Below are 17231 nucleotides of genomic sequence, written 5' to 3' on the forward strand. Positions count from 1 at the left end.
TGCGGCGTGCCTGCAAATCCTGAGTACCCCACAGATCCACTGTGGGAGCGAGCCTGCTCGCGATGGCGCCGGCACAGTCACCACCGCGCGCATCCCCTGCCTCACAAACTCAACCGCCCCCGCTCCTCCTCGGTCAACCGCTGCCGGGTCTGCTCATCCAAGGGCCCGGCGCCGAGCACCTGCACTGGGCTGGCAGGGTCATAGGACCTCGGCGCTTCGCGGCTGCCGCCATCTCGGGACGGCGCCAGTTGTTCAGTACCGAAGCTCACCACTTGCACGGTGAACACCGACGCCTGGTTCTGCCGCGCGGCGTTCTGCTGCTGGCGGGCCACGTCTTCCGCCGCTTGGGTGGCCGAGGTCGCCGCCGAGCTGGCGGAGGTGATGGCCCCGGTGTTGACCGAGGCCGCCAGCGGCACGCCGGTGGATTTGCCCTGGGTCTGGATGTTGGCGGCATTCACCACGGTCAGCGCCGCAATGTTCACGTTACCCGAGACCCGGATCCCCGCCTCGCCCGCATCGATGGTGCCCAACGGCGCGATCAGGTCGATGTCGCCGGGCGCCACCTCGGCAATCGGATTGAGGGTCGCGATACCGGCACCGGTGCTCGGCACCGAGGGCGACAGGGTCACGTTGCCCCAGGTGTCGTACAGCCGTTTTGGCGGCGTGTAGACCACGGTGGTCTTGGAACCGCGCCCGGCGTTGATGTCGCCCTGGGCCGACCAGCCGAGGATCGAACCACCGAAGGTGGTCATGATCCGGCTCTGGCCTAGCAAAATGCTGCCTTGGGCGTACAACTGAATGTCGCCCTGGCCCTGGGTGATGACCCCGGCGGAAGCCGGTGGCGCGTTGCCTTCGACCCCGAACACCTGCTGGCCGCCCGGGGTCAGCACCTGGATATCGCCACCGAAATCGGTGTGGATCCCCGAACCGCCGTAGAGCGTGACGTCGCCGTCATAGCGAATGCTGTTGCCCGCCACATCCTTGCTGGGGAACAACGCCGCAATCGCCTCACGCCCGCGACGGTAGCTGCCGCTGCGCTCGCCACCGACGGTGTTGTACTCGCGGCCCCCGGCCTTGAGCTCGGCGAAGTAGATCTGCCGGGCGAAGACGTTCTGCTGTTGCGCCGGCAGGTTGGCGAAAAACGCCAGGGCCTGGTCTTCGCCGGCACTGTAGCCGAAGCGCTGGCTCAGCCACTGGTTCAACTCGCCGCGATAATCCTTCAGCGCCGCGCCCGGTTGTAGGTAACGCGCCAGCAAACCACGGTAATTCGGTCCCTGGGGCCCCGCCCCGGCGATCAGCGCGATCGAGGCGCCGCCGTCACGTACCTGGGCTGCCGGGTCGACATTACCAATACTGTTGAACCCGCTTTCCTGGTACTGCTGGCCAACCCCTGGGCCCGAGCCGTACAAGTTGCGCCCGGCACTGACCTCCAGCAGGCCGGGACCGGCAATATTGAAGGTGCTCAGGCGGATGTCGCGCCCAGCCCAAACCTGGGAAATTTCATCGGCCCGGCTGTGCACGATCAGGTTGCCGGTGGATTGCCCGCCGGCCGCGCCGCTCACTTCGGCAGGCACATCGGTAACGGTATTCAACGGCAGCCCGGAATTGACGATGTCGCGCCCGGCCAGCACCCGCAGCGGGCCACTGCCCTCATAGCGCACCTCATCACCCGACGCTGGATAACGAATCACTTCGCCGGTACGCAGGCCGACGATATCGCCCTTGACCGCATAGAAACGCACCGGCTCGCGCGGGGCATACGGCTGGGCGCTGAAGGTATTGATACCGAAACTGAACAACGGGAATTCGCTCGGCGAGACATAGACCCCGGTACCGTAGTTTGCATAGATCGGGTTTGCATTGATCCCACTGTAACCGGCGAAGCCCGGACGCAGCGGACTGGACAGCAAGGCTGGATCAGCCCCCGACTGCGTCACCGCATAACCACCGGCATAGATCGAGTCGGCCGCAATCAGCTGCAACTCGGCATTGGCCGAGGGCGCGGTCATCAATGAGAACCCGGATGCCGCACCACTGACGCCACTGGCCGACGGCCCGTAGTAAAGGCTGCCATTGGCAGCGACGGCCCGCAGGATCGAGGGGTAGACAAAACGTCCGCCGGATGTCGAGGCATTGATACCGGCACGGTTTTCATTGGCAACGATTGGCGTCAGGTTGCCGCCCACGCTGAACAGGTCGATGGCGGTACTGCCGGTCCACAGAGAGAACTGGCTCAGGCCGCCACCGCTGCGGTAGGCACCGTCGCGGTCGGTGTAACCGGTGGAGTTCTGCATCACCACCCGCCCCGGATCGCCCACGCCCTGCAACACCAGGTCGCCACGGCTGTCCAGGCTGACGCCGGCATCCCCCGGCATCAGTGTCACGCCGCCGCGAGCGTTGGCCAGGGTGGAAACGTAAGCGTCATACGCCCGAGACTCTTGTGGATCATGAAAAGAATGATCGCTGCCGTAGGTCAGGCCCAATGCCCCGATTGCCCCGGCCTGCAACTGCAACGATCCCCGCAGGTTGGTCAGCACGCCGTTCAAATCAGCTTTGGAATCGAGCGACGCACGCGCCGCCTGAGAGGGGTTGAGCTCGCCCCCAATGCGCAGCCGCAGGTCACCCCCACCGGTCAACACCAGGCTGCCATCGGCCGCGACCCGACCACTGCTGCCCACGGCCAGCACCAACCCCTGGCTGCGCTCCACATCGGTGCCCAGTACACCATGCTGTTCGGTGATCAGGCCGGCGTCGCCGCCAACGTCAACGCTCAGGTTGCCGCCTCCAAGCGTGCCAATCCCGGTAAAGCCCGTCAGGTACGGATCACCCGCGTCGGTGGAGGGCTGCTGGGCGAAGGTGCCGAAATTGATCCACCAGGCGGTGGGAATCTGCGCCGCCGGATCGGCGGTGGCCCCGGTGCCCTGCCGCCATAACCAGTTGCCCGTTGCCGCCGACGTGTTCCGTCCCCCGCTGTCGACATTGCGCTTGGAAAACGAATCACCGTGCAGGTCACCGCCCACCGTCAGCTTGAGATTCCCCCCCTGCTCCGGGTACCAGGCCTGGTAAGCGCTGCCGGTGGTGAGCGATTCATAGGCGGTACCTGCGGCACCCAGCACGCTGCCATCGGGCTGACGGCCACGGGGCTGTTGATAGGGGTCGCTCGCGCCCGGAGCCAACGAGGCGGACTGAGTGCCTGCGGTGTAGACCCCGAACAGTGACCGCATGTTGAAATCGTTGGCGCTGAGCAGGTCCAGATCGCCGGTACCGGTGCGCAGGACGCTGAATAGTTGGCTGCCGGGGGTGACTTTGGTGCGGATCGGCTCCGGGGGTTTGTCGGGAACCACAGCCACCACGCACCAATCAGGAAACCAAGTGCAGAAATCCAGCAACTCAGTCGGCACGGGCTCTCCAGGTACAGCACCATAGTTGTTGGTCGGCGACCAGACCAATACCGTTTTGGGTGGTGCCGGCATACAGGCATCAGGAATCCAGGTACAGAAGTCCAACATCTCGGGTGGTACGGGCTCTCCTGGCACGCCAAAATTGCTGCCCGGCGCCCAAACCATCCCGGTGCCGCCCCCCCCTCCGCCACCGCCGCCGGTCTGCTCGCGCTTCGCCAGGTAATGCCCATCGGCCAATTGCAAACTGCCCGCCTCGGCATGAGGACGGGTGGTCCGGGTATCGGCCGCCTCGGTATCGGCCCCCGCCACCCAACGCATCGACCAGGATTGCGAGCCGTCGGGCAGCAGGCTGGCCACGGCCCAGTTGCGTCCCTGGGTACCGTTATCCACCGGCCGTAGCACGATCAGATCGACCCCCTCGGCCAACTTGACGTCGGTGCCGGAAGGAATCAGCGCACCGGTGCCCAAGGGCAAGGCCCCGCGCAGCGTCAGCCCGCTCTGGGGCACCGCGACGCCCTTGGGCCAGGTCCCATCCTTGACCGTGATGTCCATCGCCAATCGGGTACCGGCACCCAGCCGGGTGTCGATGGGCAAGCTGACGGCTTGGTTCAACAACGTCCCGGCGGCATACAGGAGATTGCCGCTGGCGTCGTGGATGGCGGCTTGCAACAGCGTGCCGGCGGGCAGGTTCAGCTCAACACCCAGGCTCATCGCGGTCGGCAGTTCGAGCCCCGCCGGCAGGCTGCCGCCCTTGAAGGGCAAGTCATAGTTGAGCAGGCTACCGCCCGGATACAGGGTACCGTCGGCCAACTCGACGCCGGCACCCGGTACCACCAGGTCGGCACCGAACGGCTGTTTCCCGGGCAACAGCAACCAGCCATTGCCATCGGTGCGCACGCTCGGGTCGCCTGCCTCCGGCGGCGCAAAACCATCGCTGATGCTGCCATAGATATTCAGGTTGCCGCCGGCGCGCACCACCAGATTGCCCGACTCACCGGAGCCATAGACATCGGTCTTTTGCGTATGACGGTTGAGGCTGGCGTAGCGATAACCGGAAAGGTCCAGGTCGCCCTGCACCACCAGGTCACCGTCCGGCGTCTTGCTGAGGATTTCTACGCCGGGACGCAGGTGCAGCGCGTCGGCGTAAGTCGCGTTGTTCAGCCCGGCCAGCTTGCCGTTGAGCAAGTTGCCGTTGAGCAGTGCGGCATTGATGAAGGCCTCGCTGTCGTCGTGTTTTTCCTTCAGGTACGCCTGATCGATCACTTGATAGGGCCGCCCATCCGCCGCCGGCGCGGTGCCGTCACGGGCGTCGGTGTAGCGGGCGACCGCGTTGACGCTGATGGAACGTGCACCGAGCACCGACAGATTGCCGGAGGCATCGATGGCGATATCACCGTAGCGCGGGTCATCGACCCGCAGCCGCGGGGCATTGAGTTCCAGGGCGCCACGGGCCCGACCGTCATTTTGCCCCGGCGCATTGCCCTTCGACGCGCCGGTGCCGTGAAGCAGGTCGAAGCGCGCGCCACTGACCAGGGTCAATTGCCCGTCTCCCGAATTGAGCTCGATCAGGGCCCGGTTGGGGCTGTCGATGATCTTGCCGTAGCTGTCGACCCGCAAAAGGCTGCCGTGGGTATCGAGCAGCGCGCTGCCGGCCACGGTCAGCCCGTGTTTCGCCGCCAACCGGATACTGCCGACCTCCTGCCCGCTGGCATCGACCGTGCCGAGCACGGTCAGGCGACCGTTGTCCACCGAGACATTGATGTCGTTGGCCTTGAGTTCGTTGCCGATCACCAGGTCGCCTTGCTTGAGCTGGAAGCTGCGCGAGCCGAACACCTGATCGCGGTTCAGCCGCCCGTTCAACGCGGCGAAATCCCCCAGCTGTTGCCCGCGCAGGTCCACCGCGCCACCGGCATACGGCACCAGGGTGCCGCCGGCGTTATAGGTGCCGGAGGCGGAACCGAGGATCCGTCCTTGCAGGTCGATCAGCCCGGCGCCGGGGTCGAGAGCAATCGCGCTCAGCAGGCCGGCGCGGTTGTTGCGGGCGCTGAGGTCGACGGTCGAACCGGCGGCCTGGCGGATATTGCCGGTACGGCTGTCGAGGAACAGATCACCGCCCCAGCTGTACTTGCGGACATCGTTGAGCACCACTTCGCGTCCGGCCAGGTCGATCAGCGCCTTGTCCCCCAGTACCACGTCGCCGCTGGCGCCGAGGGTGAGCTTGCCGCTGGGCAGGCGGACCGTGCCGTCGAGCAGCAGGCTGCCGGCCTGCAACTGCAACTCAGCCCCCAGCGCGGCATTGTCGGCCGCTGCGGCCGACACCCCGGTGATGCCCGCCACCGTCAGCGCGCCACCGACGGTGATCCGGTTGACCGAGCCGGCCTCGCCGGTCCATAGCGGTGTATTCACCCGCAGGTCGCCACCGCTGTAGCTATAGCCCTTACCGCTGACATAGTCGCCGCGCGACTGGTACACCTGCAGCGCGCCTTTGTGGTTGGCGGTGATGCGCTGGCTGGCGGTCAGGTTGACCTGGCCGAAACCCAGCGTCAGGCGCTGCGGGTTGTCGAGATTGTTGGCCTGGGCATTGGGCCCGTAACCGAACTCCAGCACTTGGGCCTGGAGATCCAGCATCCCGCTGCCGTTGCCCGGCCCGGCCAGCAGCGGCGCACCGGCCGGCGTCAGCGCCCCGTTCCACACCAGGGTGCCGGTGCGAATGCTCGCGCGGTCATAGGCGTTGCCATAGCCATAGATCGCCGGCGTGCCGAGGACCAGGCGTTGCAGGCTGGACTTGCCGGTCAATGGGTCCAGGGTACTGAGGTCGACGCTTTCGTAGAAATTCACCGAGTCCCGGGCATTGAGCACCAGGTTTTCCAGGGCCGGCGCGCCCTTGAGGCTGTCGCCGCGCAGTAGGCGGTCGAGTACCTGCTGGTTAAGGGTCAACCCCTGGGGCAGGGCCTGGCGTTGTTGGGCCGCCGCCAGTGCCTGGGCCGAACCGATGTTGATCGCGCCCACCGCCAGCGTCAGGTTGCGCGTGCCGAAGCGCACCGACTCGTCGAGGTTGAAGGCATTGTCGGTGGCCGCGGTGATGGTGCCTTGGGAATAGAGTTCGGTGGTGCCGCTGCAATGGCCGCTGTCGCACTGACCGATCAGGATCGATCCCGCACCGTCGGTCAGTGTGCTCGCGGTGGGCGGCAGCACATCGAGCCAGCCGTTGGACACCGCTAACAAACCGTTCTGGCCCGGGTTGTAGATGAAGCCGCTGCGCGAATCGAACGGCGCGCTGCCTTGGCCCAGGGTATTGATGCTCGCCCCCTGCTCGACCACGATGGCGCCGTCCTTGCCACTGGTGACGAGGAATACCTCGCCGGCCTTGAGGCTGCTGCCCTGGCGCAGGGTGATGTCGGACAGGGTCGAGTTGAAGGTCACCAGATTGCCGCCCTGGCCGTAGATGACCCCGGGCAGCGTGCCGATCGTCAGGCGCGAAGCTTGCAGAGCATTGAGCGCCTGATCATAGAGCGAGGCACCGGCGAACCCCGCCGTGGCCTGTTGGCCGACCGGCAGCACTTCGAGGCGGGTGGCGTCGGCGAAAATGCCGACGCTGCCGCCCAGGCCGCCCTCGGTCGGTTTGAAATTGGCCTTCCCATTGAACTGAAAGGTCTCGCCAGGGTCGCCCACACCCCTGAACTTGAGCTTGAGGGTCTTGCCATCGGCCTCGATCATCGCCCGCGGCACGCCCTTGAGCGCGGCATTGGCCTTGGCGAACGCCGCGTAGCTGGTTTCGTTGTATTGCGAATACCGTCGCAGCACGTCCGCCGAAGTCAGAATCACTTGGCTGGACAACGCATCGCGAATGTCGCTGTGGGCAATCGACAAGCCGCCCGAGGTGGCCCAGGAGCCGTTCCGCATGGCCAGGCTGCTGGCCATTTTTCCATTGCTGGCCAGGCCATTGAGCTCAACCCGGAACGCCCCCGGCAACAAGGCATAGGTCGACGGCAGCAAGGTGTAGGTGCCCGCCGGCAGGCCCGGAACGCCAGCGTCCAGGGTAATGCGCTGGCCAATCAGCGGATCGCGCGCCCCGGCCTCCCCCGACGGCGGCGCGTAGCCGCGCTGATCGCCGGGAACGATGGCGTACACCGGGTTGGTGTCCAGCCCTGGCAATACCAGGCTGCCGTCCGCACCGATCTGCACCAACGGGTTATAACGCGCGTCGGTAGAGCCACCACGCCCGGAAATGAAACTGGCGCCGGCCAGGTCGCCGCCCCCGGACAGATCGAGCACGGCGCCGGGTTGCACATCAACGGTCTGCCCGGTCATCGAGACGCCCACCGACAACACGTTGGCCGAGGTGCTGCCACCCGCCCCGATCAATTCGACGTCCTTGCCGTTGTAGCGATAGGACAAGCCATCCACCGTACCGCCATAAGGCATGTTCAAACCAGCCGCACTGACCGACGTGACACTGCCCGGCAACAGCTTCAGGGTGTGGATATTGCCCACTTCTTCGCCAAGGCTGAGCAGCCCCAACGGCGCACGCAGCACGCCGCCCTGCAACAAGGTGCCGGCGTCCAGGCTCAGCGAACCAAACGCCGAATACGGTACGGTCGGCAGCGTGTCGGTGGTACGCGCGATCCGCAGGGTGGAGTCCGCGGTGGTCTTGACCAGCGCCGTGGCGCCCGTGGTCGGGTAGATCTGCGCCGCGGCCAGGGTCAGGTCGGCGTTGCTCAGCAGTTGTGTGGCGGTACGCTCGATATTCAGCGGCGAGCCACCAAGAAAGCGCAGGTCACCCCGACTGTTCAACTGCGCCTGGGCAAAACCACGACGGTCAACCTCCAGCGCCGGGCCCTGCTGGCGCGCCAACACGCCATGGGCGCCGAGGGTCAGGACGTCGCGCAGGTCCAACAGGTCGGCATTGACCTCCAACCGGGCGGCACTGTCCTGCAGCGACAGGCCGCCCTGGATGGTCGGGCGTACATGCACGTCGGCAGTGCGAGCCGAGGCCCCCGCCAGACGGACATAGGGGGCGTTCAAGACTATCCGGCTGTCACTCGGCGCGCCCTCGGCCAACGCCAGCGAGCCGGTATAGAGTTGCAGGCTCTGCGCCAAATCCAGTTGCAGGTCGCCTTCGAACGACAAGATGCCGTTGCTGAGCAAGGTCAGGTTGGCGAAACCGCCGTCGCGGACTTTATCGACGTCCAGACGGCCCTGGCCGTAGCTCATCGGGCTATCAGTAGCAGCGCTGTCGGCGCCCCGGGACAGGATCAGCTCACGCGGCACCCGCACCTGATCGTCCACCGTCGAGCGATCGTACAGTGGGGTTTCCAGGGCCACCGACAAACTGCCACCGGCAGCGCCCACACCGCCAGCAGCCGCCTGGAACTCGCCGTCCAGGCGCAAGCCATTGTTCGAACTCAAGGCGATGCTGCCGCCAGCGCTGCCCAGCGTAGTGGCGCCTTGGCCGCGAATATCCAGTTCAGCCTGGGCGCCGTTGGCCAACAGGCGCGCGCCCTGCTTCACCACCACGAACAGGTCCGGCGCACTGGCCATGCCCTTGGCCGTATCGACACTGCCGCCGATGACGACGCTGCCGCCGTCGTCGACCCGGCCGTAACGCCGTCCCTGGGCGTCCACTGCCGTTACCGCACGGGCCGAAACGTCCAGCAAAGCGTGTTCGCCCAGCAGGATCGAGCGCTGATGAGGACGCTCGACAACCGGAACATCTGTCAAGCCCGCCGGCTTGATCTGGGTCAGCAGGATGTTCCCGCCCCAGGCATCGAGCTGACCATCGACGCTCAACTGGCCAACGCTGGCCAGGCTCAGGCTGCTGCCCGGATCGACACTGATCCGCGCCCCCGTACCGATCGACAGCGCCGTCGTTTCCCGCTCGCTGGCGCTGGACAGGATGCTGCCGGCTTGCAGGGTCAGGCTCGCGCCCTTGCGCTGGCTCAACACGCCCTTGAGCGCATCCTGCTGATACAACTCGGGGGTCCAGAGCGACAACAGCGTCTGCGGCGCGCTGCCGGTCGCGGCGTCCTGAATGTTATCGCCGAAGTGGTACACCGGCATGCTGATGTCCAGCTGAGTGCCATCGCTGACGGTCAGCCCCTGGTTACCGGTAATGTCGTAGGCCGAGAAGCCCTTGTCGAAGAAGCCACTGCCCAGCACCAGGCCAGCGCCGGCATCCGCCAGCGGTTGGTCGCTGATGGTCACCTTGCCGGCCTGCACGCTCAGGCGCCCACCGCCATTGACCCCATGGCCACGTATCGCGCCGTCGAGGCTGAGTACTCCGTCATTGGCGGAGGTATTGGCATTGGCCGCCAGGGTCAGGTTGCCGCCCTTGCCCCCGCGTTGCTTGCCATCGGCCAGCAGCGCAGCGCCCGACGAAACATCGATCAGGCTGCCGCTCGCCAGCGTGACATCGCCACTGCTGCGCAGGGACACACTGCCGCCATTGAGGAAAGGCAACGCACCGTTGTCACTCGGATTGAGCAACTGATTGCTCCAGAGACCCCGGGTGTCGAGGGTCACGCCTTTGGCTACACGCACACCGGCTTGGGTGCCGCCGGGCCCATCGATCCGGGCGTCCTCAACCCGGGCGTTCTCGCTGATTTGCTGCAACACGTTGCCCAGGGTAATGTCGCCGCCCCGGGCGGTGAGGTTGGCATCGACCTCGACCTGCGGGCCGTACAGGGTAATGCTGCCGGCGGGTGCTACTTGCAGGTCGCCTTCGACTTTGATGCTGCCGGTGGCGGCGATTTTCACCGCACCAAGGCCGAAGCCGTTGAGCTGTTCACTGTCCAGGTACAGGCGGCCTTCGCGACCTTCGGCTACCGGGCCATCGAGCCCCATCCCGACTGAAAGGGATTGGTCGCCAGCGCCCACGACGATGTCCTGCAGCGTGCCGTCATTGGCGCGCAACGCATATTGCAAGGTTCCGCTGCTTTTCACGTAGTAAGGCACGTAGTTGCCGACTACCAACTGCGCGCCACGGGCCACCGCCTTGGCCGACTGGTTATAACCGTCCAGCCCGACCTGTGCGGCCTGCACCTGGCGGTCGCTCTGGAAGGTGTCGCCGACCACCTGGCCTTCCAGCACCGCGTTGCGCGTGCCGACCACCAGAGTGCCGGCGTCGCGACCGACGCTGTAGCCCTGCTCGAAACGCTCCCGTGGCGCAATCAGCGGACTGTAGTAGAACTCGCTCTGGCCCCAACGCGTACTGTGGTCTTCGTAGCCCTGGTACACGCCCTCATAGAGGATGTCGCCGGGAGCCCTGGAAACTTCATAAAGCCGCCCGTTCGAGCCCTTGAGCCAACTCTGCTTGACCCTGCCGGACTGCACATCGAGGGTGCCGCCGGACAGATTTATCTGCGAGCCCTTCTGCGTCACCACGTCGTTGCCAGTGAAGGACACTGTGCCGCCCTGGGCCATCCACTCACCGACGCTGTGCACGCGGGTGCCCAGGTAGCCGCTGACCTCGAGCAGGCCACCGGCGGTGTACCAGCGATCGGTGGCGTAACCGTTGGTGCCGGCGGGCACGAACACCAGCTCGCGGGTATCGACCCACACGTCCTTGCTGTTCAGGCCGCCCTTGTCGCGGTTGCCGGGTGCATCGCGCTGTTCGTTGCCCTGGACATTGATCTTGATGCTGTTGGATTCCATCGCCACCTTGACGCCCAACGCACCGGACACATCGATGATCGCGCCGTCGCTCACCCGACTGCGTTGGCTCCCACGGACGCCGACCTGGCCGCCGCTGGCCAGGGTTATCGAGCCGTTCTGGAAGTCAACGGTGCCGGCGCTGTCGATGGCGATCAACGACTGGTCGCGGCGATAGCCGTCGGCCGCGACGATAGACGCAGTGTTGGCACTGACCGGTTGCATCAGGCCGTTACGCTGGCTGTCCAGGGCACTGCTGCTATCAAGCAGGATCGCGCTGGTAGCGCCCTCACCCAGGGTCACGCTGCGGCTGGCGCTCAGGTGCAGGGTGCCCCGTGAATCCACCGAGGTGCTGGCCAGCGCGACACCGTTCTGCCGTACATCCTGGCCGGTCAGGCTCACGTCACCCAGCGCTGCCTGCAGCAAGCCACTGTTGCTGACCTGGCCCGCGCCGCTGGCGAGCACCTGATTGCCGCGCACCGACGAGTCGGCGTTGCCGTCGGTGCCTTGGCCTTTCTTGATCACGAAATTACTGCCGGCCGCCAGCGCCGCCTGGCCTTTCTGGGTGCTGATGGTCCCGGCGTTGGCCACTTCGTTGCCCAGCAACAGCACATAGCCGCCACCGGCGGTGGAGCTGGCAGGCGCATGGGTTTCAATCCGCGCCCCCTGCTCGACTCGCACCTGGCCGGCGGCGTTGGTGAACGTCGGCGCCGTGCCGGGGCTGTACAGGCCGTTGCTCTTGAACTGGCTGTCGTCGAATGCAGTGGCGGCCGCCACCAGGTTGCGCACGTTGATCTGGCTGCTGCCACTGAAGACGATGCCGTTCTGGTTGAGAATCAGCACCGTGCCGTTGGCTTTGATCGCGCCCCGGATCTGGCTCGGCGCCGTCGCGTTATCGACTCGGTTGAGCACCGCCCAATCGGCGTTCTGCTGGAAGTTGACGGTGGTATCGCGCCCGACGTTGAAGGTGTCCCAGTTGATGATCGCCTTGTCGGCAGTCTGCTTGATCGAGACCTGGGTCTTGCCGCCCGCCTCGCTCTGCACCGGTGCCTCGACATTGCTAAAGACCGGCTTGCCATCGGCGCCGATCACCAGGTTCAGACCATTGCCACCCAAACCGTTATGAATGGTTTGCGGGCCGGCAAGGGCTGCCGTACGGCCCGCTGCCTGCAAGGCCTGCTGCGCGGCGATGGCCGCTACCGTATTGTTGAGATTGCTCAAGGAGCGTTGTAATTGCTGGTTGACCGTCTGCTGTTGCGCCAACGGTGGCGGTGCTCCCGGCACCAGAGCGCCCGGGCGGGCAGCGTTGGTGGCTTGGGCGGCGCCCTTGGCGGCAAACCAGCTCGAACTGAACGCCGCGGGCTGGGCGGCCTGGGCCGTCCCCGTGAGCACCAGCAGGCCAATGGCCTGGGCCAGGGGGGTGAGGTACAACGCGCCCTGCTCCAGCACCGAGCGAGAGGATCCAGGGGCGAAGCCGCGAGGCGTCGGTCTTGAAGTTTTCTTGTACAGACGCATCACTATCCGATCCTTTTCCCAAAGCACAGAGTTAGGTCACACCGCCGCCGGGCGGCCGTACCGATACCTGATAGGCGGTTACAGAGGTGCGCGACCGAACGCTTGTCACACAAAGTTCATAGGCGCGTTCGGCAGGCAGCGAAATCAACTGGCGCATCGACGTGCGTACGTTCGTCACATAGAAACACCCCATCGGCAGCGCCAAGCTGGCCGCTACCGATGGGGTGTTGAAGTGGCCACATCCTGTGGCCGTTTCAGCATCCTGCGTGCGGCTTACAAGCGACCTTTGCCGTTGCAGACGCTGACGTTGGCGATATCCAGGCCATCGCCGTAGGCGTTGTCGAGGAAGGTTTTCTTGATTTCGCCAGCCAGGTTGGTCGGGGTGGCGCTGGTGCCCGGTACGATGGCGAACGCATGGGCGTTGATGACGGTGTTTTTGGTGCCGGTGTAGAGGCTGGTCAGGAAATTGCGGACCGCGGTGGCGTCAGCAGCGGTCTTGTAGCACTGACCTACGAGCAGGTTGGTATAACCCACGATCGGGTACTGGTTGGTGCCTGTTGGGACCGGGGTATCAGTGGCGGCAGAACCGAACGTTGGCACCCACTTCAATGGGTTGGCACGATCGGCAGCGGTAGCCGGGACTGCTGCGGTGCCCAGGGCTGCGGTGGTGTTGGCCAGGCTTGGCAGCGGAGCAGTGCCAGCGGCCACGGCGTTTTTGCTGACACGAGCAACCACGGCGTTGTTGTTAGGAGAAACATAATCAGGGCTGACATACCCGATGGCGCCATCGGTGGCGTTGACCGCAGTCACGACATCACCGCTGCCGGCAACGGCTTGCCAGTTGGCAGGCTCGGCGCCTACGTTGGCGGTGGTGAAGGTGCTGCTGACACCGAACTTGGCAGGGCAGGAATCGTTCAGGAAGCGGGCGAACAATTCGGTGGTGCCGCTGCTGCCGGAACGGTAGATGACCTTGATCGGAGTGGCGTCGCTGTTACCCAGGATCGGGCCCCAGGTGGTCACGGTGCCGGAGAAGATGTTGCACAATTGGGCGCCGGTCAGTTGCAGGGTGGTGGTGCCGGATTTTTTGTAGGGAATGGTGACCGACGTGCCGACCGATGGCACCTGGACCAGTTTACCGAAGGTGGCGCCGAAGGCGTTGTTGTAGTTGGTCAGTTCAGTCTGGCTGAGTACCGAGTCGCTACCGGCGAAGTCAACCGGGGTGCCGGCAGGCTGGTTGATCGAAGCGGGGGCGTTGGTCAGGAAAGCCGTCTTGCCGGCGCCGCTGCCGACACCGGTGTAGCTGAAGTCGGTGGGCAGCAGACGTGGCAGAGGCGAAGCGCCGTTGTAGAGTTTTTCTGGCAGGGTGGCACCGCCACCGACAACCGCGGCCATCGATTGGGCCGAAGCCAGGGCGGCTACTGCCAGGGAAGCTGCGATCATAGTGCGCTTAAACATGAAGAATCTCCTTTCATCGTGTTCGTACGTAGGTTGGGTGACGCGTGCTTGCCGTCATGGCGCTCGGTCCTGTGCCGATGGCGGTGGGGTGAGGCCATGGGTAAGAAATTCGCAGTTTCCGGTGACAGATAAAGGAAAAAACCTCGGGTGCAGAGGGCTCGTTTCAAGGTTTTTTCCTCGGGTGTTCGAAGGCTCTGGACTGGGCCTTCAGACGGATTTCAGGGGTTTATTGAATGGAGAGGCGCTGGAGGTCGCGGCGGACAGTTGCCTGGCCGGGAAAAATGACAGAACGAGGAACCCGAGTTTGGCCCTGGCGAGGGTCGGGAGCTGGCACAACACTGCAGATTTTTTCTGCATCACGGCTTTTGTGGCGAGGGAGCTTGCTCCCGCTGGGTCGCGCAGCGACCCCAAAACGCGGTCTGGCTGGTCCACCGAGGCGCCTGGGTTTGGGGCTGCTGCGCAGCCCAACGGGAGCAAGCTCCCTCGCCACAAGGCCGTGCATGTCAGTAGAGGGGGGTTATTGCACTAATTGATTAATCTCGATGATCGGCAGCAACACCGCCATGACGATCACCAGCACCACGCCGCCCATGATCACGATCATCAGCGGTTCAAGCAGCGCGGTCATGCCCATGGCGCGGCGCTCGATGTCGCGGGACAGGGTTTGCGCGGCGCGTTCGAGCATCGGCGGCAGGCAGCCGGTTTTTTCGCCGCTGGCGATCAGATGGATCAGTACGGGCGGAAAGACTTTTTCCACCCGCAGCGCCGCAGCCAGGTTAACGCCTTCGCGGACCTTGGCCGTGGCATCGCTGACGCTCAAGCTCAAGCGGTCGTTGGATAAGGTCTGGCGCGCTGCCTCCAGGGCGCGCAGCAGCGGCACCCCGGCGCCACCAAGGATCGCCAGGGTCGAGGCAAAGCGTGCGGTGTTGAGCCCGAGCACGAAACGCCCGACCAGTGGCAGGCGCAGCACCCGGGCGTGCCAGTTCAATCGCGCCGCCGGTTTGCGCAAGTACAGGCGCCAACTCCAGAACCCACCGGCGAGCACGCCGAAACACAACCAGCCCCAGGCACGAATGAAATCACTGGCGGTGAGCATCGCCAGGGTCAGCGCGGGCAAATCCTGGCGGGCTTGGGAGAAGGCGCTGACCACCTGGGGCACCACGTAGCTGAGCAGGAAAATCACGATGGCGACCGACACCAGCCCCACCACGCCGGGGTAGATGAACGCCGTGAGGATCTTGCCCCGCAGGTTGTTGCGCTCCTCGATGTAGTCCGCCAATCGCTCCATCACCTGAGCCAGGTCGCCGGACTCTTCGCCGGCGGCAATCAGCGCCCGATAGATTTCCGGAAAGTCCCGGGGCCTGGCCGCCAAGGCCTCGGCCAGGCGCATGCCGCTGCGCACATCGGCCCGCACCGCGCTCAAGGTCTGAGCGATATGCTTGCGCTCGGCCTGTTCCACCGTGGCGCTCAACGCCGCTTCCAACGGCAGGCTCGCGCCCAGCAGGCTCGCCAGTTGCCGGGTAGCCCAGGCCAGGTCGTTATCCGAGAGCCTGGCGCTGAACAATCCGCCGCCGTTGCCTTGGGGCGTGTTGCGTTCCAGTTGCACCTGCAACGCCGTCAACCCGCGACTGCGCAACAGGCTGAACGCAGCGCTCTGGCTGTCCGCTTCCAGGTGCCCGGACTCGATCTTGCCCTGGGCATCGGCGGCCTCGAAACGGTAGCGATTCATCAGGCGTCCCGTGTCACGCGAAGGATTTCTTCAGGCGCGGTGATCCCGCCACGCACCCATCGCTCACCGTCCTCACGCATGCTGAACATCCCGGCCTGGCGGGCGGCGGCGCGCAGTGCCTGCTCCCCTGCTCCCTGGTGAATCAAGGTGCGAATGTCATCGTCGATGCAAAACAACTCGTGGATACCCGTGCGCCCGCTGTAGCCGGTCTGATTGCAGGCGCTGCACCCCACCGGTCGCCACGTGTCGGGCGCTATCGGATCGACCTGTTTGCATTGCGGGCACAGCCTGCGTACCAAGCGCTGGGCCAGCACGCCGAGCATCGACGACGCCAGCAGGAACGGCTCGACGCCCATGTCTATCAGACGGTTGATGGCCGACACAGCATCGTTGGTGTGCAGTGTCGCCAGCACCAGGTGACCGGTGAGCGACGCTTGCACGGCGATCTGCGCGGTCTCCAGGTCGCGGATCTCGCCGATCATGATGATGTCCGGGTCCTGGCGCAGGATCGCCCGCAACGCGAGGGCGAAGGTCATGTCGATCTTGGCGTTGACCTGGATCTGGCTGATGCCCGGCAGGTCGTATTCCACCGGGTCCTCCACGGTGAGGATGTTGTGCACGCTGGCGTCGAGCCGGGCCAGGGCCGCGTAAAGGCTGGTGGTCTTGCCGCTGCCGGTGGGGCCGGTGACCAACACGATGCCGTGGGGCTGGCGGATAAGGTGGTCGAGCTTGCCCAGCACGCCAGGGTCCATGCCCAGGGTTTCCAGTTGCAGGCGCCCGGCCTGCTTGTCCAACAGCCGCATCACCACTCGTTCGCCGTGGCCGGTGGGCACGGTGGACACCCGAATGTCGATGGGTCGACCGGCGACCCGCAGGGCGATGCGACCGTCCTGGGGCAAGCGTTTTTCGGCGATGTCGAGCTGGGCCATGATCTTGATCCGCGACACCAGCGCGCCGTGCAGGGCCTTGCGCGGCGACACCACGTCGCGCAGGGTGCCGTCGACCCGGTAGCGCACCACCGAATGGCTTTCGTAGGGTTCGATGTGAATGTCGCTGGCTTCGTCCCGTGCCGCCTGGGTCAGCAAGGCGTTGATCATGCGGATCACCGGCGCGCCGTCCTGGGTGTCCAGCAGGTCGGTGATCTCCGGGATGTCCTGCATCAACCGGTCGAGGTCCACCTCGTTTTCCGCCGCCCCCACCACCGCCGCGGCGCTGCCGGTATCGGCGTAGACGCTGTTGAGCAGCCCGTCGAGTTCCTCGTCGCGCACTCGCTCCAGCCGCACCTCGCCAAACTGGCGGCGCACCTCACTGATGGACCAGCCCGGCGTCGAGGGACAGACCATCAGCACCGCGCCAGCCTCGGACTGGCGCAACACCAGGCGCTGGGCCTTGGCCCAGGCGTATGGGAGGGCGTTCATGGGCATACTTCCTCTATTACTGCTCCACCCACTGTGGCGGGGGGGGGTGCACCCCCGGGGGGG

At 65.4% G+C, this 17231-nt stretch carries 4 protein-coding genes; all 4 read right to left on the reverse strand.

Annotated features, from left to right (window positions below; all coding sequences use genetic code 11):
- Positions 1–101: 101 nt before the first annotated feature.
- Positions 102–12566 carry a filamentous hemagglutinin family protein gene (locus RGM2987_RS27485; protein WP_245146180.1) on the reverse strand — a complete coding sequence of 4155 codons (12465 nt, stop codon included), beginning with the start codon at positions 12564–12566 and terminating at the stop codon, positions 102–104.
- A 273-nt stretch (positions 12567–12839) separates the two neighbouring features.
- Positions 12840–14021 (reverse strand): substrate-binding domain-containing protein, encoded by a 1182-nt coding sequence (locus RGM2987_RS27490; RefSeq protein ID WP_245146141.1) that lies wholly within the window; start codon positions 14019–14021, stop codon positions 12840–12842.
- A gap of 517 nt (positions 14022–14538) precedes the next feature.
- Positions 14539–15750, reverse strand: coding sequence for a type II secretion system inner membrane protein GspF (gspF, locus tag RGM2987_RS27495; RefSeq protein WP_245146143.1), 1212 nt, complete (start codon positions 15748–15750; stop codon positions 14539–14541).
- Positions 15750–17168 (reverse strand): type II secretion system ATPase GspE, encoded by a 1419-nt coding sequence (gene gspE / locus RGM2987_RS27500; RefSeq protein ID WP_245146146.1) that lies wholly within the window; start codon positions 17166–17168, stop codon positions 15750–15752. Before gspE ends, gspF begins: the two co-directional genes overlap by 1 nt.
- Positions 17169–17231 lie beyond the last annotated feature (63 nt).

It is taken from the genome of Pseudomonas sp. RGM2987, from assembly GCF_022952855.1.
Classification (GTDB): Bacteria; Pseudomonadota; Gammaproteobacteria; order Pseudomonadales; family Pseudomonadaceae; genus Aquipseudomonas.